19 protein-coding genes are annotated in these 20,957 nt (G+C 47.7%); 4 read left to right on the top strand and 15 right to left on the bottom strand.

Going from position 1 to position 20,957, the window contains the following annotated elements:
* Positions 1–115: 115 nt before the first annotated feature.
* Genes IT233_12980 through IT233_12955 form a run of 6 tightly spaced genes read right to left on the bottom strand, consistent with a single transcriptional unit; the run spans position 116 to position 5,195 of the window.
* A complete protein-coding gene (locus tag IT233_12980) occupies positions 116–544 on the bottom strand; it encodes a hypothetical protein (GenBank protein MCC7303547.1) in 429 nt (142 codons plus the stop codon).
* 58 nt (positions 545–602) lie between these two features.
* A complete protein-coding gene (locus IT233_12975; protein MCC7303546.1) occupies positions 603–2,108 on the bottom strand; it encodes a carboxypeptidase M32 in 1,506 nt (501 codons plus the stop codon).
* A gap of 1 nt (position 2,109) precedes the next feature.
* Positions 2,110–2,517 carry a DUF423 domain-containing protein gene (locus IT233_12970; protein ID MCC7303545.1) on the bottom strand — a complete coding sequence of 136 codons (408 nt, stop codon included), beginning with the start codon at positions 2,515–2,517 and terminating at the stop codon, positions 2,110–2,112.
* Entirely contained in the window at positions 2,514–3,188 is a 675-nt protein-coding gene (locus IT233_12965; GenBank protein MCC7303544.1) for an HAD-IIIA family hydrolase, read from the bottom strand. Before IT233_12965 ends, IT233_12970 begins: the two co-directional genes overlap by 4 nt.
* Complete coding sequence (aroF, locus tag IT233_12960; GenBank protein MCC7303543.1) at positions 3,188–4,189, bottom strand: 3-deoxy-7-phosphoheptulonate synthase; 1,002 nt, start codon at positions 4,187–4,189, stop codon at positions 3,188–3,190. Before aroF ends, IT233_12965 begins: the two co-directional genes overlap by 1 nt.
* A 1-nt stretch (position 4,190) precedes the next feature.
* The gene (locus IT233_12955) at positions 4,191–5,195 is read right to left on the bottom strand and encodes a CBS domain-containing protein (protein MCC7303542.1); all 1,005 of its coding nucleotides are present in this window, start codon (positions 5,193–5,195) and stop codon (positions 4,191–4,193) included.
* 83 nt (positions 5,196–5,278) lie between these two features.
* Here IT233_12955 and IT233_12950 point away from each other — a divergent pair, with 83 nt between their 5' ends.
* The gene (locus IT233_12950) at positions 5,279–7,144 is read left to right on the top strand and encodes an LTA synthase family protein (protein MCC7303541.1); all 1,866 of its coding nucleotides are present in this window, start codon (positions 5,279–5,281) and stop codon (positions 7,142–7,144) included.
* Here IT233_12950 and IT233_12945 read toward each other — a convergent pair whose 3' ends face one another.
* The 6 genes from IT233_12945 to holA form a co-directional block, all read right to left on the bottom strand.
* Positions 7,145–8,014: a hypothetical protein gene (locus tag IT233_12945; protein MCC7303540.1), complete on the bottom strand. Its 870-nt coding sequence runs from the start codon at positions 8,012–8,014 to the stop codon at positions 7,145–7,147. It abuts the gene before it with no gap.
* Entirely contained in the window at positions 8,011–8,916 is a 906-nt protein-coding gene (locus IT233_12940) for a PD40 domain-containing protein (GenBank protein MCC7303539.1), read from the bottom strand. Before IT233_12940 ends, IT233_12945 begins: the two co-directional genes overlap by 4 nt.
* Positions 8,917–8,920: 4 nt before the next feature.
* Positions 8,921–9,574, bottom strand: a complete 654-nt coding sequence (locus IT233_12935) for a ribulose-phosphate 3-epimerase (GenBank protein MCC7303538.1) — start codon at positions 9,572–9,574, stop codon at positions 8,921–8,923.
* Positions 9,575–9,645: 71 nt separating this feature from the next.
* A complete protein-coding gene (locus IT233_12930; GenBank protein ID MCC7303537.1) occupies positions 9,646–10,515 on the bottom strand; it encodes a sigma-70 family RNA polymerase sigma factor in 870 nt (289 codons plus the stop codon).
* A gap of 108 nt (positions 10,516–10,623) precedes the next feature.
* Positions 10,624–12,969 (bottom strand): TonB-dependent receptor, encoded by a 2,346-nt coding sequence (locus tag IT233_12925; GenBank protein ID MCC7303536.1) that lies wholly within the window; start codon positions 12,967–12,969, stop codon positions 10,624–10,626.
* A 165-nt stretch (positions 12,970–13,134) separates the two neighbouring features.
* Positions 13,135–14,202, bottom strand: a complete 1,068-nt coding sequence (holA, locus tag IT233_12920; protein MCC7303535.1) for a DNA polymerase III subunit delta — start codon at positions 14,200–14,202, stop codon at positions 13,135–13,137.
* 28 nt (positions 14,203–14,230) lie between these two features.
* Between holA and IT233_12915 the strand changes: the two genes are divergently transcribed.
* The 3 genes from IT233_12915 (at position 14,231) to IT233_12905 (ending at position 19,044) form a co-directional block, all read left to right on the top strand.
* Positions 14,231–14,677 (top strand): type I restriction enzyme HsdR N-terminal domain-containing protein, encoded by a 447-nt coding sequence (locus IT233_12915; protein ID MCC7303534.1) that lies wholly within the window; start codon positions 14,231–14,233, stop codon positions 14,675–14,677.
* A gap of 94 nt (positions 14,678–14,771) precedes the next feature.
* Positions 14,772–17,633: a S8 family peptidase gene (locus IT233_12910; GenBank protein MCC7303533.1), complete on the top strand. Its 2,862-nt coding sequence runs from the start codon at positions 14,772–14,774 to the stop codon at positions 17,631–17,633.
* Between the two features lie 76 nt (positions 17,634–17,709).
* Entirely contained in the window at positions 17,710–19,044 is a 1,335-nt protein-coding gene (locus IT233_12905; protein MCC7303532.1) for a saccharopine dehydrogenase NADP-binding domain-containing protein, read from the top strand.
* On the opposite strand, the gene IT233_12900 is transcribed toward IT233_12905, so the two are convergent.
* The 3 genes from IT233_12900 to IT233_12890 form a co-directional block, all read right to left on the bottom strand.
* Positions 19,029–19,745 carry a methyltransferase gene (locus IT233_12900; protein ID MCC7303531.1) on the bottom strand — a complete coding sequence of 239 codons (717 nt, stop codon included), beginning with the start codon at positions 19,743–19,745 and terminating at the stop codon, positions 19,029–19,031. The two genes, IT233_12905 and IT233_12900, sit on opposite strands and share 16 nt — an antisense overlap.
* A gap of 62 nt (positions 19,746–19,807) precedes the next feature.
* Positions 19,808–20,323, bottom strand: a complete 516-nt coding sequence (gene rimM / locus IT233_12895; protein MCC7303530.1) for a 16S rRNA processing protein RimM — start codon at positions 20,321–20,323, stop codon at positions 19,808–19,810.
* A gap of 57 nt (positions 20,324–20,380) precedes the next feature.
* A complete protein-coding gene (locus IT233_12890; GenBank protein ID MCC7303529.1) occupies positions 20,381–20,920 on the bottom strand; it encodes a 30S ribosomal protein S16 in 540 nt (179 codons plus the stop codon).
* Positions 20,921–20,957: the final 37 nt, after the last annotated feature.

Raw genomic sequence — 20,957 nt, 5'->3', positions numbered from 1 at the left:
GCCTTGAAAGTGCTGCGAAGTTAACCAAATTGAAGACGGACTTAAGTCCCTGTTAATAAATTGTAAACCCCTGCAAACTAATAGCTTACAGGGGGTAAAACCAGCGTGATTCTGCCTACTTTTTATTCTTGCAGGGCTTGTATTCTTCGATGTGAACCCATTCACATTTGACGAGCAATTCCTTAACACTGGCTATAAACTTCACCTGCTCGTCCGGCTTCAGTTCCTTCAGCATCAAACAATAATCCACCTCACCTTCCCTGCCCCATCCGGCCTTATCATACAGCAGTACCGGACTGTGCTTATTAAGCAACTCTACCCATTTCTCATGATGGGCGTTATCAATCCCGCTTCCTATGGAATAGAAGCTCAGCACCAAACGATAGTTTACCGGTTCGTTTGTAGCATCTTCAGATCCACCCGAGGGAGGGGGAGGAGGAGGAGGAGGGGTCTGCACAATTTCCTTTTGGGTAACTTTTTGTTCGCCCTTGCAGGACACCAGCAGCAGGCAGAGGGGCACGAAGAAGAAGATTAGCCATTTCATAAATATCGTTTTATAGTGTTTTTCAAATTCTGAGCCAAAAAGTTTAATATATTGAATATCAAGCAGAAACGGATCGCAATTCATAAATCTCTCCATACTTTTTCCGGGCATACTCCATAAAGTATTTAAAGTTCAGTTCCTCTCCTGTGATCCTGAGACAGAGCTCTGAAGCAGTAAAGAACTTCCCGTGACGGTGAATCTTTTCTCTCAACCAATTCAGAAGGTCGTTCAGATTTCCGTCCTCGATTTTTTTCTCCAAACCAATAATCTCTTTACATGCCTGGCGGAAAAACTGAGCGGCATAAAAGCTGCCCAGAGAATAAGTAGGAAAATAGCCAAAACTGCCATGACTCCAGTGAATATCCTGAAGAACACCCAGACTGTCGTTCTCTGCTTTAACCCCAAGGTATTCCATATACCGGGCGTTCCACTTGTCCGGCAGGTCGGAGACCTTCAGTTTTCCCTCTATAAGTTCCTTCTCAATTTCGAAACGCACCATCACATGAAAATGGTATGTGAGTTCATCCGCCGAGGTACGGATTAAAGAGGGCTTTACAAGATTCATGGCCTTATAGAAATCCACCACATTCACCTTCCCCAACTCCAGGGGGAAAAGTTCCTTCAGTCTGGGAAAGTGATGCCTCCAGTATGCAAGCGATCTTCCCACATTATTTTCCCAGAGCCTGGATTGTGATTCATGGATGCCCAGTGAGATATATTCTCCGCAGGGCAGGCCATATTGTTCTTCCGGCAAGCCTTGCTCATAGAGTGCATGCCCTCCCTCATGAACACAGGACCAGATCATTTCATGAAGATCCTTTTCATTGATTCTTGTTGTAACCCGAACATCCTGCGGGCTAAAATTTGTGGTGAAGGGATGGGAAGAGATGTCCTGACGGCCCGAATTAAAATCAAATCCCATCTGCTTGAGCAAGGTAAGGCCGAAATCCCACTGCTTGTCTTTTGCGAAGGTTCGGAACATGAATGCGTCTTCCGGCGGAGGACAGCTATTAATCTCCCTTACAAAACCTACGAGCTCTTTCCGAACGTCGCCGAATAACTTATTCAGGCCGGCAGTTGTTGCGCCCGGCTCATACAGATCCAACATGGCATCATAGGGATGATCCTTATATCCCAGAAGTTCACACTCTTTCCTTTTCAGATCCAGCAGTTTCTCAAGGCGCGGGGCGAAAAGGGAGAATTTCTTTTGCTCTTTGGCTTTTTGCCAGGACTGGAACGCCTCGGAGACCGCATGACTCATTTCCTCAACAAATACTGTTGTATACCTTTTATGGCGGCGGAAATCCTTCATGGTCCATTCCACATTCTTTCTTTCTATGGCCGTAAGGTTGCTTTCTTTCTCAAGTTTGGCTAAACACTCGCCCAGTTCATCGCTCACACACAGATCATGGGCCATACCCGCAAGGGTGGAAAGCTGTTGTGCCCTGAATGCGGCACCTCCTTCCGGCATATAACACTCCTGATCCCAGTTCAGCACGGCGGAAGCGTAATTCAGATCCGCTATCTTCCGCATAAAACTCCTGTAACGTTCGTATGTTGTCATATCATTTTGATTTTTTCCCGGATACTGCCGCTACAAAAAACATTAGCCATCCGGCAATGAAACAAAGTCCTCCTAAGGGCGTAATCGGTCCGAGCACTCCTGTCTTTATCCACTGGAAATGATCCTTCAGTGCGAGCAGATACAGTGACCCGGAAAAAAGGACTATACCCACCATCCAGAACCAGCCGGCCCATCTTATTTTCTCCCACCCTTCAATGGTTAGAACAACCCCAACGATTGCAATTCCGATGGTGTGAACAAACTGGTACAATACGGCTTTCTCCCAGATCGCCAGACCGTAATCTGTCAATACCCCTTTGAGTCCGTGTGCCCCGAAAGCACCTAATCCGACCGCCGCTGCACCGGATAAAGAAGCCATGATGAACCACTTCCGTGAGATTCCGTTCATACGAGATACGATTCAATAAATTCTCTCACACAGCCTTCGCCGCCCTTTTTCCTCAAAACAACACGCGCATGCTTCTTCATGATGTCTACGGCATCCGCGGGGCATGCACTCAAGCCAACCTTATCCATCACCTCCAGGTCGTTGATATCATCTCCAACATGTGCACAAGCCTCTAATCCCAGTCCGGCTTGTTTCGCCCATTCCCCGATTATACCGAGTTTGCTATCCTTGCCTGTATAAACAAGATCAACTCCAAGGTGTTTTGCACGGGAACTAATCAATCCGTTATTTTTTCCGTGCGATATAAATCCGACCTTAACGCCAGCTGCCAGGGCCAGGCGGATTCCGATTCCGTCGCGGGTATTAAACCGCTTATATTCATTCCCGTCTTCACTGTAAAACATCCCGCCCTCTGTCATTACACCATCCACATCCAGGGTGAGCAATTTTATTCCCTTCCCTGAAGCCATGTCGCGTGCGGAGAGATCAATATGTGCCAGAATATCGAGGGAAAATCCGCTCAGTTCCGCAATGCGAAGCCAGTTTTCAATATATCTGACGTCTGCTTTTACGATCGAGGAAGTTGGGAGAGAAAGGTCTGCGGCCAGCTTCCCGCTGTCGAGCCTTCCTTTTTCAATCAGCCATTGCAGATTTTTCTTCAAATAGTCCATCAGATGATTTGTCTTCCGATCGCAGCTGCCAGCGGAGGCAGGGAGCGGTATAATTGTGTGAATTGATCAAAATTCAGCTGTTGCGAAGCATCCGAGAGTGCCTTTTCCGGTGTGGGATGCGTTTCGATCAGAAGGCCATCAACGCCCATGGCGAGGCAGGCACGGGTAAGATCGGGTACACCATACGCATAACCGATTGCATGCGACGGATCGAGAATGATAGGAAGATTGACGTGCTCCTTGAGCCACGCCACACCACAAAGATCCAGTGTGAAACGGGTTTTGGTCTCAAATGTCCGGAGGCCACGCTCACATAAAATCACGTCCGGATTTCCACCCGAAAGAATGAACTCCGCTGCCTGAACAAACTCCTGCAGTGTAGTTCCAAAACCCCGCTTGAGCAGTACCGGTTTTCCTGCCCTTGCGCTCGCTTTGAGAATACCATGATCATACATGGATTTCGCCCCGATCTGAATAATATCTGCGAACTCAATAATATCCTGAACATGTGTACTGTCACGTACCTCCGATATAATATACAGCCCGTATTTTTTTCTCATTTTATCCAGCAGCTTCAGTCCTTCCACTCCCATTCCCTGAAATGTATAAGGAGAAGTTCTGGGCTTGAACGCTCCGGCCCGGAGCACCTTTACTCCCAATTTAACACACAGCTGCGCTGAAGCATCCAGTTGTTCTTCCGATTCTACCGAACAAGGGCCTGTGATCATTAATGTATTCCTTGTTGTGCCGCCGATCTTGAGTTCCTTGCCAATCCTGACTTCCCGTGTTCCATTAATAAATTTCTTGCTGGCCAGCTGAATATCATCCTGGAATACAAAAAACTCCTTTGTGTGCTTTTTTAGTCCTTCCGGCACTTCCTTCATTTTCGTGGGAGACACCAGCAACCAGCCATCCGTATCTTTTACCGCGATCACACGGTACTCTTTTCCCAGTTCCTCCACACGGGCATCGCTCATGTTCGATTGAAGACGAATGATCATATTATTCTCCTTTAATAAGATTGGTGAATGAAACAACTCCCTCCAGCTTTTTGCCTCGCCCTACCACCGGCAGGTAGAGGATACTGGCGCCGGTATTGCGGATCATTTCCAGCATTTCTCCTATCAGCATTTCGGAATGTGCGCACACAGGATTTCGATTGATCATATCCGACGCTTTCAGGCTCTCTACCTTTCCCGGATTCTTTAAAATCCCTCTCCGGACATCTGCGTTGCTGATGAGCCCGAGCAGTTCTCCGCCGGCATTCACCACATTGGTAAATCCCAAATTGAACTCTTCAATGCTTTTAAGTATCTCCATCAATCCTGCTGATTCGGTAATTCTCGGAACTTCTCCATTTCCCAACATAAAATCTTTCACATGCGTTCCTGACGGAACATAATAATTGCTGCGAAGGTTATGCATCGCGTTTCCCATGCCTTCCGAATTAACAAGGTAGGATCCCGAAACCGCTGCATACACGCCCATATTGCGAAGCACGAAAGAAATATCAGCGGTTACTCCACCATCCACATGTACTTTTTTGTCCGGGAATCTTTTCCTGAACTCCCGGATCTTGGCGAAATTCTCCTTATTAAAGGTTCCACCGCTTTTTCCTGGTGTGGTGGTCATGAACAGGATGAAATCAAAACGAGCTGCCACCGGTTCAAAAACGGAGACCGGTGTATCGCTGACGATAGCCAGACCAAGGCGGCAACCAAGGTCAGAAGGAATATTCCACCCCTTTTTCAAATTTTCATACTGGAAGGTGACGAGCTCCGGTCGGGTTTCGCGAATACCATCAAAATACTTTTCAGGATCAGAGGTGATGATGTGGAGGTCAATCGGCGTTTTGCTGAATTCCCGGATTTCTCGTATATCATCGAATACGGCGGGCTCATCGTTACAGTCCATGTGAAGGAAGTCCACAATGAATTCATCCAGTTCCCGCACTAGATCCCGCAGCGACTTCTTTTTGTTCGAATAAACCGAGGCTGAAACCTTCATGAAGCGACAAAGTTACTATAAAAATAAGGAGGGTAGGTCAGTCAGAACTATCAGTAAATCAGACAGTTTTAATAACTTTGGGTATGTTAAGGCGGGTCATTCGTATTTTATTTGTTTATCTCCTCTTCTGGATGGGTGTTTTTTCCATCCAGCGCCTGCTCTTCGTTCTGTGTCATTTTGGTATGGCATCGGATTCCCGCGGGACTGAAATTGCCGGGGCGTTTTTTTATGGTCTGGTGCATGATATTTCCATGACCGGATATTTGCTGTGCCTTCCCTTTATTTTACTTTCATTTTATTTGTTTATCTGCAAGGATTTTCTCCTCTCAATTCTCCGCGTTTATTTCATTCTGGCAGCTCTAATCACGTCAGCTCTAAGCCTCGCTGATTTAGAACTCTATGCGGAGTGGGGAGTAAAGGTGAATGTAAGGGCTATACTGTTTCTGGAACATCCTGCAGAGGCGCTGGAAACCGTACGTACCTCCTTTCTCCTGGCCTCCGTTCTTGTTCTGTCTGTTGTAGGCCTGGCTACTCACCTGATCATAAACAAAATTCACCGTTACCGTCAAGACCACGAGGCAGGAACCGCCCCCCGGTCTTACTTACTGCCGGCGCTCTTTATTTTTCTTACACCCCCCCTGCTCTTTCTCGGTATACGGGGCGGCTGGGCTCCCATTCCGGTGCAGGTCAGTGATGTTTATTTCTCTAAGAACCAGTTCCTGAATGTTGCAGCCACCAACACCACCTGGCAGCTCATGTCCGGCATCATGGAAAACAGAAAAGTCATGATGTCCAACTCCTTTCACTTTTATCCGGATGCGGAACAAACGGTACAGAAAATACATCAGACCGAAAGGGACAGCACACAATTTATCCTGAATAAAGAGCACCCGAATATAGTACTGATCATCATGGAAGGAATATCCTCGGAAGTTGTGGGAGCCCTGGGTGGCATTGACGGGATTACACCTTACTTTGACCAATTATGCCGGGAGGGGCTTCTCTTCGACAGTCTCTATGCTTCCGGTAATCTCAGCGATCAGGGCATGAGCAGCATTTTCAGCGGATTTCCCGCACAACCTCATGTTTCGATTACTTCACAACCTGACAAATTCGGCATGCTGCCTTCGTTGAATAAAAAAATGAAAGCAGTAGGATTCCACAGCACCTTTCTTTTCGGAGGTGAACTTACCTATGGTAATATCCGCGCGTACATGATGTGGAACGAATTTGACAGGGTTCTTGAATCGCGTGATTTTCCCGGACTTCCAAGGGGAAAGTTAGGCATTCACGACGGAGAGATGTTCCGCGAATTGCTGAAGGTATGTCAATCCTCTCCATCACCCTGGTTCAACACCCTGTTTACAGGCAGCACACACTCACCATATGATCATCCGCCTGTTGCCGCTCCCTACACGGGAGAACATGAAGAATCCCGCTATGTACATTCTGTACACTATTTCGATCAGGAACTGAAGAAGTTTATAGAGAGCGCCAGGAAAGAACCCTGGTTCAACAATACACTTTTTGTGTTTATCTCCGACCACAGTCACCGCACACCAAAGGGTACGGAAAGATATATGGCAGAATACCGGCGCATACCTTTTCTGCTTTGGGGAGAAGTTCTGAACGATAGCCTGAGGGGCAGAACTCTGCATCGCATATCCTCTCAGACAGATCTGGCGGCCACCTTACTTGCACAATATGGTATTGATTATTCTGAATTTCACTGGAGCAAGAATCTCTTTAATCCCTATACACCGGAGTTTGCCTTCTTTGAGAACACTGACGGCTTCGGATGGATCCGTCCCGGAGAGCATGTGGTATGGTCACCTGCAATGAAGGATCTTTGGAGAGACCGTAGTGCGAGTGCCGGGCGGCGCATGACTTTACTAAAGGAGGGAAAGAGCTACCTGCAGATCCTGTGGGAAGAATACCTGGAAAAGTGATTAGTTCTTTCGCACCAGTGCCGAAATGCCCCTGACAATACTTATAATCACTATCCAGGGAATTATAAGTCCGAAAAAAACCGCCAGCAGCTCCCAGGTCGCTTCGCCGTTATTAAGAGGCGGGGTACAGGTGAAATTCAGAAGCACCGGATTACTAACCACTCCGCGACCGGAACGCGTGGTCCAGTTCTCAATCAGGGGAAGGTATTGATCTCGGCTGTAATCGTCCCGCAAAATACTGGCACTGCGGCAGGTATCCTCCCATGAGGAGATGAGAGAAACGTGATCTTCTTCAAAACTATATCCCACTGCGAACCCATAGGTACTATCTCCACGCAGGGTATCGCGCCATGTGTCATAAACCGGTGCAATCACGAGGTACGAACGGTAGTCATCTACCCACTCACTGACAATTAAGGTATCGGAGATCACCACTCTGGCATCAAGAAACCGTACGCTACGTGCAGAATCATCCTGAGGTAAGGAAGACACTGACACGCTATCACGAACAGATTCGGGATTCCGCAGCAGGCCGATATCATCCATATACTCGAATCGGATCAGTGAAAGCATTACAAGGGTTATCAGCATCATCAGGATGGCATCGAAAACAGTACCTCTCAACCATCCGGCTATTGTGATCACCAGCATACCGGTGATACATGCTCCGAAGATGATATTGGCATTCATTTCATTTCCCGAATGCACATAGATCAGGGAGGCACAAGTAAAGGAAATAGCTAATAAAAAGAAAAAACCACGAAGGATGGTAACTCCCAGTGGCCAAAACCGGCGCTCTTCCTCCCCTTCCCGGGTCGCATCGTACCCCGGCTTTTCTCCCGAAACATCCGGTCTGTGGCCAGTATTCATTTCTTATGATTCGATACAACTGCGATCCACTTTCGGTCGGGGCTCACGGCTACCCGGGTAATATGGCTAATCCCCATCCCGGAAAGGTCTCCCACAGGAAGCCACTTCTTACTTTTTTCTCCGATCCACTGCATATAGACAACCGACCCGCTGCACATGAATACCGCGTTAAAAGGATTTTTCTTTTCATCCCAGAATGTAACAACAGCAAAATCTTCCGCACCGCTGAGCGCCGGGATATTGGCATAGACTTTTCCGGAAGCAGAAGAATACAGGTGAATGGTATCCGGAATACTTTGTGAATTTTGTTTTTCCAGGTAAATAAAATTGAACATGGGCAAACGCGCAAAGGCCCGTCCCGGATTGGCAGAGATAAACTTTAACTCCTGCTTTCCGGTGTGGCAAGTTTGCAGGCTGAAGGGCTCCGTCAGAAGAAAAACAGCTACGCTGTCCTGTTTCAGCCATGCATGATATCCCACACCCTTGATCTTTTCCATTACCAATACCGGTTCACCCTTTCCACTGAGAGGAAACTTCCATAATCGCTGAGTAGAGTCCATCTCCACTCTTACAACGGAATAGTACTGCGCACCGGGCATCACAGTTGGGGAATATTCACTTTCCGGCGTAAAAGTTAAACGGGATGTTTTCTTCGACCGTATATCATACTTATAAATATCAGCCTGTGTATCCTGAACGGATGAATAGAAGATACTTTTACTGTCAGGACTGAAGGAAGGCTGATTATCATAACCTACCCGGCTTGTAATATTTAAAGGGTGCCGGAGTACGGGTCGGCCGGCTGAATCCTCCAGTGCGATGAGCCATATCTCTGTGTCCGGAAGTTGTGCCGTAAGAACAAAGGGAAGAAACAATACCAGGTAAGTAAGGAAACGAAGCATGAGGTCAGGACGACTTTAGAGCCCCGATCGTCTTCACAGGGTCGGCCGAGGCAAAAACGGTATTACCGGCTACCAGCGCATCGGCCCCCGCTTTCAGGAGCAGCGGTGCATTTTCCAGGCTCACTCCACCATCTACTTCTATGAGTGCCTTTGATCCGGAGACTTTGATCATTTCGCGCAGTACGCTGACTTTCTTAAACGTTGAATCAATAAATTTTTGTCCGCCGAAGCCCGGATTTACACTCATTACAATCACCAGATCCAGCTCGCTGAGGATCGATTCAAGGCTACTCACAGGCGTGTGGGGATTAATAGCCACACCGGCTTTCATTCCGAGAGAGCGTATCTCCTGAATTGTACGGTGAAGATGAGAACATGCTTCAATATGAACAGAGAGATTCGCGGCGCCGGCATCACGGAATGCCTGGAGGTACTTATCCGCATCCGCGATCATCAGATGCACATCCAGCGGCTTCGTAGCATGCTTTCGGATGGCATTTAATACAGGAAAACCAAAGGAGATATTCGGCACAAACACCCCGTCCATAATGTCTACATGGAACCAATCTGCACTGCTTCCGTTCACCATGTCGATATCCCGTTGCAGGTTTCCGAAGTCCGCTGAAAGCAATGAAGGGGAAATAATGGGAGCTTTCATATTGATTGTAAAATTAACAAAAAACCCCGGCTTCCGCCGGGGCTTTCCCAAACCAAATTAACCCAAATTCATCAGCCCAGGTATGCTTTCAGCAATTTGCTCCTCGAGGTATGTTTTAACCGGCGGACTGCTTTTTCTTTGATTTGCCGGACCCGTTCACGGGTAAGGTCGAATTTTTCACCGATCTCTTCCAGTGAAAGGGCATGTTCTCCGTTAAGACCGAAATAAAGTCGGACAACATCCGCTTCCCGCTGTGTAAGTGTATTCAGTGCCCGCTCAATTTCCCTGCGCAAGCTCTCATTCAGCAAGGTATTCTCCGGGCTGGGAGTATCCTGATTCTCCATCAGTTCGTACATCGTACTGGCACTGTCGTCGGAGGAAGTGATCGGCGCATCCATGCTCACGTGTCTTCCGTTATTCTTCATGCCCTCTTTTACATCCGTTTCGGTCAACTCCAGGGCCTTGGCGATTTCCTCGGCACTCGGCTCCCGCTCATACTCCTGCTCCAGTCGGGCAAATGTTTTATTGATCTTATTCAGTGATCCGATTTTATTCAGGGGAAGGCGTACGATCCTTGACTGTTCGGCCAATGCCTGCAGAATGCTCTGGCGGATCCACCAAACGGCATATGAAATAAACTTGAACCCGCGGGTTTCATCAAAACGCTGAGCCGCTTTTATGAGTCCAAGGTTTCCCTCGTTAATAAGATCTGGCAGACTCAGTCCCTGATTCTGATATTGCTTCGAAACCGAGATCACAAACCGAAGATTAGCCTTCGTGAGCTTTTCAAGTGCAAGTTGGTCACCCTGTTTAATTCGACGGGCTAACTCCACTTCCTCATCTGCAGTTATCAACTCCATTTTACCGATCTCCTGCAAATACTTGTCGAGGGACGCGGTTTCCCGGTTGGTGACTTGCTTCGTGATTTTTAACTGCCTCATAAGAACGCCGTGCTTTGGTTTGCACTCTTATACGAAGCATCCCCTTCCGGGGTTGCGAAAAAATGCCGGAAAATTCAGATTATTAACAAGTTAAGACGAATCCGAGGTCTAAAACGACCAATTCATGGATACACTGGGTAAAATAGGCAATTGGTTTACCCGTGTGAACCGAACCCTGTCAAAGTAGAAAATATTGGCCCGGTCGTAAACATTTGTTGCTCCGGCGGAGGCCTCGATGGTAGAATGCTCCGAGATCTCAAATTTCTTCTTGATCGTGATGTCCAGGCGGTGATAATAAGGCAGACGGGCGGCATTCAGGTCTCCATAAAGGATTCCTAACTGACTGTTCGATTGCGGATTGCTGGGATCGTAGTTGGTATTGGTGTAATTAGTATTAATTCCTCCGTTGAAAACAATGTTCTCGTAGAATCCGGCAGTTTGTGTAAAAGGAAAGCCCGACCCATAATTCCACCTTGCGTCGAATTCCCAATCGCGGTCCTTTCCCCACTGGTAAGCGACCACCAGATTTACGTTGTGCCGTCGGTCGAAATGCGGCGTATAAGAAACAATGCCGTCCCAGCGCTCTACAAATCCCAGGGAATACACTGCCCATATGTAAAGACGCTTGTAATCATATTTTATCAGAATATCTGCCCCTTTGGCCACCCCAGTTTCAATAATGAAATCTTTCTTGAGCTGATCTGATATATCCGCATGCTGCTCATCGTCATCAAAGAGTTTATTCCGGTTGATGTTAGTCAGCTGAGTAAATTGTTTCCAGTAAAACTCGATGTTCACATCCACGCGCTTGTGCACATCGATCTCTATTCCACCGATGGCATGCCATGCCTTCTGAAGGTGATGCTTCACTTGCTCCACCTCTCCGTTTTCATTTGTAAAATTGTCCTGCAGGTTATCGGAGCCGGACAAGAATCCATAAAAAAGATTTACCACATCCCTGTCGCTTGTTGCAGAAATAAGGTTCTGAGAATAAAACCCGCCGGCAAATTTCGCGCGTAGCTTATCGGTGATATTGTATTTCATTCCAAGACGCGGTTCGGGCGAGAAATCACGGAGGGCGGCATAGTAATGCAGCCGGATGCTGGGTTCAAAAATCAGTTTCTTGTTCGAAGTGATCAGCTTTGCTTTAACAAATCCGGATAATTCCGTTGTGTTTTCTTTCTGCTCAATGTGGCGGTGTACCGCATTATAGAAGTCGAAGTCGGTTGTAAAATAATTCACCTCAACGCCATATTTAATCTCATTATTTCCTCGGTAATAAGAGAAGTCGGTTCCCATATTGAATCCTTTGATTTTGGATGATCGGGGCAAACTGTCGCCCTCTGTCATCACGATTTCATAATCGGAATAGGCCACCGCGCCCTCAATCAGCAGTGGTGAATTGCTGGGAACAAGCACAAAATTGGAACCGCCTCCCAACGCTCCCCACTTAAGATCTGTCACATGCTGATACTTGACATGATCGTTAAAGCTAAAGCCGTACAGATTGAGTTTAGAACCGGTGGCGGAGTGAAACGAGGTTTTACCGTAGAGGTCCAGAAAATTATACGGCAATCCTTTCTCGTCGATATAAGTGTAAAACAATTTGGAACTCCTGTCGAGGTAGGAGGACTTGCAGGAAATCAGGTACGAAGAACTTCCGCCTTCCTCTGTTTGCTTTTTCAAAGGACCTTCAAGCAGCGCTTTTCCGATAAACGGTGAAGCGCTAACCTTTCCGGCGAAGCGTTTTTTGTTCCCGTCGCGGGTGGTGATATCCATAATAGAAGATATCCGCCCGCCGAATTTGGCATTGAAGCCACCGGTATAAACATCGGCCGAACGGATAATGTCAGCATCGAATACCGAAAAGAGGCCAATAGAATGAAAAGGATTGTACACTGTCATTCCATCAAGAATCACCTTGTTTTGCACAGGTGTTCCACCCCTTATATAGAGTTGCCCCCCCTGATCGCCTGTAAAATTAACCCCGGGCAGAATCTGGAGGTACTGGGCAATATCCGGTTCTCCGCCAACGGAGGGAACGCGGTTAATATCTTCCACGGTAACGGGAATGATCGAGATATTAACCTCTTTGGTCTTCTGCTCCTGCTGCGCCGTAATATCAACATCTCCGAGCAATGTGGCGGATTCCGACAGATAAATCTTCTTGCTAACGATATCACCGGGCTTAAGGCTGACGGTAATCCGGATTGTATCATATCCTATGAAACTGGCCACGAGCGTATAGCTGCCGGGCTGGAGACCTGAAACGGAATAAAATCCGTTCACATCGGTCATCACGTGAATTTTTGTTCCTCTGAGCTGGATATTAACGGAGGGAATAGGTTCTCCGTTCGCTTTGTCATACACAAACCCTCTTAGGGTCGCCGTTTGCTGTGAAAAGACTGCAATGGGGAGCAAAATCCCCAGAAGCGCCGCCGTAATATACTTCATACAGGTACTATACTGGTAAGAGGGATGTTGTGAACCTCAAAGATACTAATAAAGTTAAACTTTATCCACCGCCTGTCATATTCTCCCGTCAGGAACCGGCTCATTTTCAGGCCTTGCCGTACTATTTTCTTCTTCCATCAAAGGACACTGCTCCTGCTTTCACCTTTAGTGCAGTATCTTAAAGACGAGTTCCTTCAGTAGTTCTCCCTCCCCTGCCTGGCCGGTTAAATATCCTTTTGATCTCAGATCATACTCCCGCAGGTATCCCATGATCTCCTCGGTTTTGCGTAAGGAATAATTCCGCGCGGCGGCTTCATATTCCCGCACAAAAAAAGGGTTCACTTTCAGCTCCGCCGCTGCTTTTGATTTGTCCGGAAGATGATGATATGTCAGTACCTTATTAAAATGCCCGAACAAAGTAGATATCACCATTATCAGCGGATTGTCCTTCGGGTTTGCGGAAAAATGGTTCACGATCCGGTTAGCCCTGAGCACATCCTTTTTTGAAAGAGCCCCATTGAGCTCAAAGGAATTATACTCTTTACTGATGCCAATAAAATGCTGAATGTGATCCGGCGAGATGGTTGAACCGGGCGGGATATTGATCATCAGCTTTCCGGCTTCGTTTGCAATCTTCGCGAGATCATTCCCCAGATACTCCGCCATCAGCACGGCGGCTTTTGGATCCGTTCCGTATCCTGCCTTCTTAAAATAATCAGTGATCCATCCTGGCAGTTTATCGTCGTACATCTTCCCGGCTTCGAACAATACTCCGTGCTTTTGCAATGATTTGTAGAGGGAGGTACGCTTGTCCAGCTTCTTATATTTATAACAGAAAACCAGGATCGTCTGCAGCTGCGGATGCTCAACATACGTTTGCAGCAATGCGACCGCTCCCCCCCCCTTCTTTTTCTCCTCCTCGCCGGCACCGTTGTCTTCCTCCAGTTTTTCAGACCGGCTCAGTGCCCGGATATGCTGGGCTTCCTTCACTATCACTACAGTGTAGTCTCCCATCATCGGGAAACGTTTGGCTTCCGACAGAATGCGGGGAATATCTGCTTCGTTGCCATACAATACTGTCAGATTAAATTCCCTTTCCGACTCCTCCAATACCTTTTTCTCAAACTGCTCCGCCAGCAGGTCAATATAATAGGTCTCTTCCCCGGTCAGGAAATACACCGGTTTGAACTTCCTGGCTTTGAGGTCTGCGGCAATGGAATTGAAATCACTCATGAGGCTTCAAAAATAATTATCTTGCCTGATGCTTCCGGAACTTAATCTACCGGCTTTTGAACACCGGATCACCAAAACAGCGGGTGCCCTCGTTATTTTTGATCCCATCCGAAAAAAAAATGTGGCTCTCACCCCGGAAGAATGGGTCAGACAAAACATCATTCGTTACCTGACTGATATTAAAGGTTACCCAGGATCCAGACTGGCTGTTGAAAAACAGATTCTACTCAATGGGATGCAGCGCCGGTGCGATATAGTGTATTATAACCGGAGCGGAACACCCGAGATGATTGTTGAATGTAAGGCACCGGAGATCAGGATCACCCAGGCCGCTTTTGATCAAACGGCCCGGTATAATATGACGTTAAAAGTCCCCCTACTTGTAATAACCAATGGTATAGAACATTTCTGTTGCCGGATAAGCTGGGAAAGTGCTGGTTTTGAGTTTCTTAAGGAAATTCCGGAATGTGAATGAGTAATAATAATTCTCACGTCACCCTATTTGAATGTATGTGCGGTTTTTCTATCTTGGCAGTTCTCAAAACCACTGAGGACCAAACCAAACCACCATGAAAAGATCTATTCTCCTTTTCCCTGCAGCCCTGATGTTTTCCGCCCTGACTTTTGCAGGCGGAAACACACTGCCAAAACCAACAAAGCGTTACTTCGCAATGTCACCTTATGTGACCGCTGAAGATTACATGGCAAAAACGGTTATCATTAAAGTGAAGCCGGAGTTCAAACAAAACTGCCAGCCCAACGCGATCATTAACTTTTCCTCACTGGATTTCACCTTCCAGAACATAGGAGCGTCTGATTTGCAAAAGATGTTTCCAATGGTAAAGTCTCCGGACCGGGAGTACAATAACATGGGATTAAAACTGGTGGACCTCACCACAGTTTATACGCTGAAATACACCTCCGGCCAATCGGTGGAAGAAATGGTGAATATGCTTTACAGTCTGGGCATGTTCGAATTTGTTCAGCCCTATTATATCCCAAAGACCACCTTCACCCCGAATGATCCTCAGTACCAATCTGCCATTTTCGGAACCACCAGAATGGATGCGGTGACCGGTTGGAATACTCAGCAGGGCAATACCAATGTTGTGATTGGTATCACTGACACCGGAACGGATCTTAATCACCAGGATCTTACCAACCAAATTAAGTATAACACAGCCGATCCGATCAACGGATCCGACGATGACGGAGACGGATACGTGGACAACTACCGCGGATGGGATGTGGGTATGAACGACAACGATCCTACCTGGCAGGCCAATAACCACGGTGTTCACGTATCCGGATGCGCTGCGGCACAAACTAACAACAGTGTAGGTGTTTCCTCTACAGGATTCAACTGCAAATTTCTGCCTGTTAAAATTGCTGATGCCAGTGGCGCACTTGTGGCCGCCTATCAGGGAATTACCTATGCCGCGGATCATGGTTGTGCCATCATTAACTGTTCCTGGGGCGGAACCGGAGGAGGACCTATGGAACAGCTGGTGATAGATTATGTTACCATCAATAAGGATGCTCTGGTTGTTGCTGCTGCCGGAAATAACAATCTGGATCAGATGTTCTACCCATCTTCCCTGAACTATGTTATCAGTGTGGCAGCCACAAATAATTCCAGCGATGTTAAAGCCAGTTTCTCCAACTACAATTACAGCGTAGACGTATCTGCCCCCGGCAATAACATTACCTCCACTCTGCCTGGTAACACCTATGGTGGCATGAGCGGAACATCTATGGCCTCTCCGGTTGCTGCGGGAGCCTGCGGGATCATTCAGTCCCAGTTTATGTCGTACAACGCGCTCCAGGTAGGAGAACACCTGAAAGCCACTACGGACAATATCTATTCCATTCCTGCCAACGGTTCCTATATTAATAAGTTGGGAACCGGACGGATTGATCTCGGAAATGCGATGACCATGTCCAATCTTAAATCCGTTCTCTACCTCAGTCAGGTTCTCACAGATAATAACGATGATATTTTCATCACGAATGACACGGTACGTTTAACCGGAACTTTCACCAATATGCTTTCTTCGGTTAGTTCGGCTACCACCGCCACATTGGCAACTACTTCCAGTGATGTCCAGATCCTCGACGCATCTTACCCTATCGGAGCACTTGCTACGCTGGGAACAAATCCGAATTCAGGAGATCCGTTTGAAATTAAAATTCTGCCCAGTTGTCCTACCAACGCTATTGTACCTTTCACACTCACCATCAGCGATGCACCCTGGAGCACAGTAATATATTTCAACCTCACCCTGAATGTGGATTACATCAATATTACTGTCAACGACATTAAAACCACTATTACTTCCCGCGGAAGAATAGGATATAATGCCGACGGACAGCAGCAGGGACTCGGGTTCCAGTATCTTGATTCCAACCTGATGTATGAGTCGTCCATGATGCTCGGAAGTTCCAACACGAAAGTTTCTGACATGTTCCGCGGTGGTGCCAGCATGGACGTGGACAATGCCACGCTCCTGCGCGTATACCAGGTAGTGCCTTCACAGGTATCCGCTTTTGATGTGGACGGCCGTTTCAACGACGCAGTAGCCCCCTCACCCATTGGCATCCAAACACACCATAAGGGATGGGCATGGACAACGCCGGGCAATACAAAATATGTGATTGTAGAGTATGTGCTCAAGAACACAAATAGCACAGCCGTCAGCAATCTTTACTGCGGTATTATTACCGACTGGGATGTTATGAATTATTCCCTGAACAAGGCCAACCAGAACACCTCACTGAGGCTGGGCTACGTATACAGCACGCAAACAAACGGATTGTATGCAGGAACAAAACTTCTTACTACAACAGCTCCTTTCGTGCACTACGCAGTAGATAACATCGCAGGAGGAGGAGGAGGCATAGACCCTACCGCCGGAACACCTGCATTTGACACGGGCGAAAAATACACCGTGCTTTCTACACAAAGAGCACAGGCGGGAACCACAGGAAACGGAAATGACGTAATGGATTGCGTTTCCTCCGGCCCCTTCAGCATCGCTCCCGGTGATTCGGTGGTGGTTGCATTTGCACTGCTGGCAGGAGACAATCTTACGGATCTTTCCAACAGTGCCTCCAACGCGCAGGTAACCTACGATGGTATCCTCACCGGTTCTCACCTTCTGGCGTTGCAAAATCAGCTGAGTGTGGGAGCGTTCCCGAATCCTGCAGGACAGGAACTTTATCTGAACGTTAACATACCTGAGAACAGCCAGGCCACGCTCAAAATGTTCAATGTGATCGGACAGGAAGTAATGGTGGTGGCAGATGAAAATCTTGCGTCCGGAAAGCATCTGTTCAAGGTAGACACACGGAATATACCTAACGGTACTTACTTTATTGAACTAACAGCAGGAGGAGAAAAGGTTGTGCAGAAGGTCGTGATCAGCAAATAAACGTACCACCTGGTAAAAGAAAAAGCCCGGCTTCCTTCGGAACCGGGCTTTTTCTTTTGATTAACTTTGAGCACCTATGAAGAACATTCTTATCCTTGGTGCCGGCCGTTCGTCGTCTTCACTGATCAATTATCTTCTTGAACACGCGGAAAGAGAGGACTGGATCATTACAGTTGCGGATATTTCAATGGAGAATGCGCTCATGAAAACGGGGAAACATCCGCGCGCACGGGCCGTTGTACTGGATGCAATGAATGCGGAAGAACGTGCCCGGCTCATCGAAGGAAAAGACATTGTCATCTCCATGCTGCCGGCTTCACTGCACCAGATCGTTGCAATGGAGTGCTTGCAGAAAGGAGTTCACCTGGCCACCGCCAGTTACGTTTCGCCGGAGATGAAAAAACTGGATGAGGCGGTAAAAGCGAGAGGCCTGGTATTCATGAATGAGATCGGACTCGACCCCGGAATTGATCATATGAGTGCCATGGAGGTCATTCACCGGCTTAAAAAAAAGGGCTGCAGGCTGCTTGCATTCCGATCGTATTGCGGAGGACTGGTGGCGCCGGAATCGGATACAAATCCCTGGGGATATAAATTTTCATGGAACCCGAGGAATGTGATCCTTGCCGGGCAAGGCACCGCCCGGTTCCGGGAAAATGGCCGGATTCGATTTCTGCCTTATTCCCGGCTATTCTCATCAGCTAAATCCGTTCAGGTTCCCGACTTTGGGAAATTTGATGCTTATGCTAACAGGGACTCCTTATCCTATCTCCCACAGTACGGAATTGAAGACGTACAGGATATTCTCCGGGGCACTCTTCGTGCAGACGGATTCTGCAAAGCATGGGACGCCCTTGTTCAGCTCGGACTAACAGATGACAGCTGGCAGCTGCCGGAAGGGAAATACAAATACTGGGACGATCTGCTTTCCTCCTTTGTTCCCGCGGGAAAAGGTACCCTCCGGTATCGTACAGCAAAATTTCTACACACTACACCTTCCGTACTCAAAAAACTGGATTGGTTAGGCATTTTCGGGAAAACGGCCACAAAGCTGAAAAGAGGCACACCGGCCCAATATCTTCAGGCTTTGCTGGAACGCAAGTGGAAATTAGGTGCGCACGACAAAGATATGGTGGTGATGTACCACGAATTTCACTATTCCTATAGAGGAAAGAAGTATCAACTCACTTCCTCCTTGGTTTTAAAAGGGAAAAACCCTGTTCAGACTGCCATGGCTCAAACGGTTGGAATTCCGCTCGCCATCTCAGCCGGAATGATTTTAAAGGGGCAGATCCGTCAGAGAGGTGTTTTGATACCGGTAACAGAAGAGATTTACAGGCCGATTCTGAAAGAGCTGGCAACCTTAGGTATCCGCTTTATAGAAAAGGAAAAGATTCAGAAGGCAAGATAGAAATCGCGGGTCAGGTTCCTGTATTCCTCCGAATACGAATGCCTCCCGCCCTGCTCAATCACAAGAAGATCCTCCTTAAAACAGGTAGGTTTTTTCTGGAACTGCATGAGCCAACGTTTCTCAGTTGCCTTTTCCGGAGTAGTTCTCACTCGGGTTACCCTGGTAAGATACAATTTGTGAAGCACAGCGATATCCCTGAAAAGTGCTGCCTCCTTTTGAGGAAGGATCAGGCAAAAGCGGCCGCAGTCGCGCAGCAGGAGACTCACCCCTGCAACAAGCTCTTCGAACGGCAAAAGATCCGTATGCCGCGCAAGCGTACGTCCCAGAAAACTTGCTTTAGATGAACGGGAAAAATAAGGAGGATTACTCACAATCAGGTCAAAACGCCGCTGCTCCTTTTTTGCAAAATCCTGAAAAGAAGTGTGTCGCACACTGATCCGGCTATCCCACCTGGAGGATCGTACATTTTCCTCTGCCTCCCTGCAACTGATCTCATCAATATCAATGGCATCAATACTTGCCTCAGAGCGCTGTGCAAGCATCAGTGCAATTACTCCGGTACCGGTTCCGATATCCAGAACATGCAAAGCCCCGCAGACATCTGCCCAGGATCCCAGAAGAACAGCATCGGTACCCACCTTCATGGCGCTTCGATCCTGTTTTACAACAAACTGTTTAAAGGCAAAGCTGGCTACTGACATAGACACCCTCCGGGTCGGCCAACTAAAGTTAAGCAATTCGCGGCGAATCTTCAAACCAGCGCTTAGAGATCGCGCAGTCCGTCAGGTATCCTAACAATAATCTGTCGCTTCTCCCTGTCTATCCCGAGATAGAATTCGGGCAGTAACGGTAGCAGTACCTCCTTCCCATCTATATCAATTTCAAGTAGTTTCTGATGCGGTAACTCCATGACGCCTTTCACAACGCCTGTTATTTTCCCTTCCTCCACCACTTCGTATCCACTCACTTCATGGAGGTAGAACATATTTCCTTCCGGAGTGGGAAGAAAGTCCAGCGGCAGCCACACGCTCTGCTTTCTCAGTTTGTCAGCTGCCTCCTCGCTGGTAATGCCTTCCAGCCAAACAGTGGCAGAAAAATCTTTGTGCACATCAATCCGAAGCACACGAAACTCCTGTTCAGGTGCTGCTGCACCGAGCCATACGCTTGAGAGCTTCCGGTACTTCTCTGTGGAGTCTGTGTCTAATGTGATCAATATGCTCCCGTCGAAACCATCCGGTTTCAGAACAGTACCCAACTCAAAAGCTTCTTCCTTGTTCATCTCAAAAAAAAGACGGAAGGTGTTGACCTCCCGTCCTTAAATATTAGCAGAAAACGATTACTGCGGTGTGCTCTCCTCCGCAGCAGGGGCAGTATTGGTCTCTGCAGCAGGAGCAGCAGTTTCAGCAGTCTCAGTAGCTGCAGCCTTCTTCGCAGCGAGCTTGGCGGCTCGGGAAGAGTTTGCGGCGATCTCCGACTCATAACGCTTCTTATTCACTTCTTTCCGGGCTTCTGCGATTTTTGTCACTTTACCGAGGATTCGTGATTCCTTCTCCTGAAGCCACTTAGCATGGCGTGCATCCGCCTGTTCCTGCGTAAGTGCACCTTTCTTAACTCCCTTGTTGAGGTGATGCTTGAACATCACACCCTTGTAGGACAGAATAGCCTTACAGGTGTCGGTTGGCTGCGCTCCGGATTCCAGCCAGGAGAGTGCTTTGTTCGTCTCCAGCTCAATCGTAGCCGGATTGGTGTTTGGATTATACGTGCCTATTTTTTCGATGAACTTCCCATCACGCGGTGCACGACCGTCCGCTACGACAATATGGAAATAGGCGAAGGCCTTTTTCCCGTGTCTCTGCAATCTGATTTTTACAGGCATTGTAGCTTTTTTTTACTTGTTTTTTTTAAAAGGACTG

This window comes from Bacteroidia bacterium (genome assembly GCA_020852255.1).
In the GTDB taxonomy this organism is placed as follows: Bacteria; Bacteroidota; Bacteroidia; order JADZBD01; family JADZBD01; genus JADZBD01.
The sequence above is the reverse complement of the archived record's forward strand: the minus strand, read 5'-3'. Positions and strand labels throughout refer to the sequence as shown.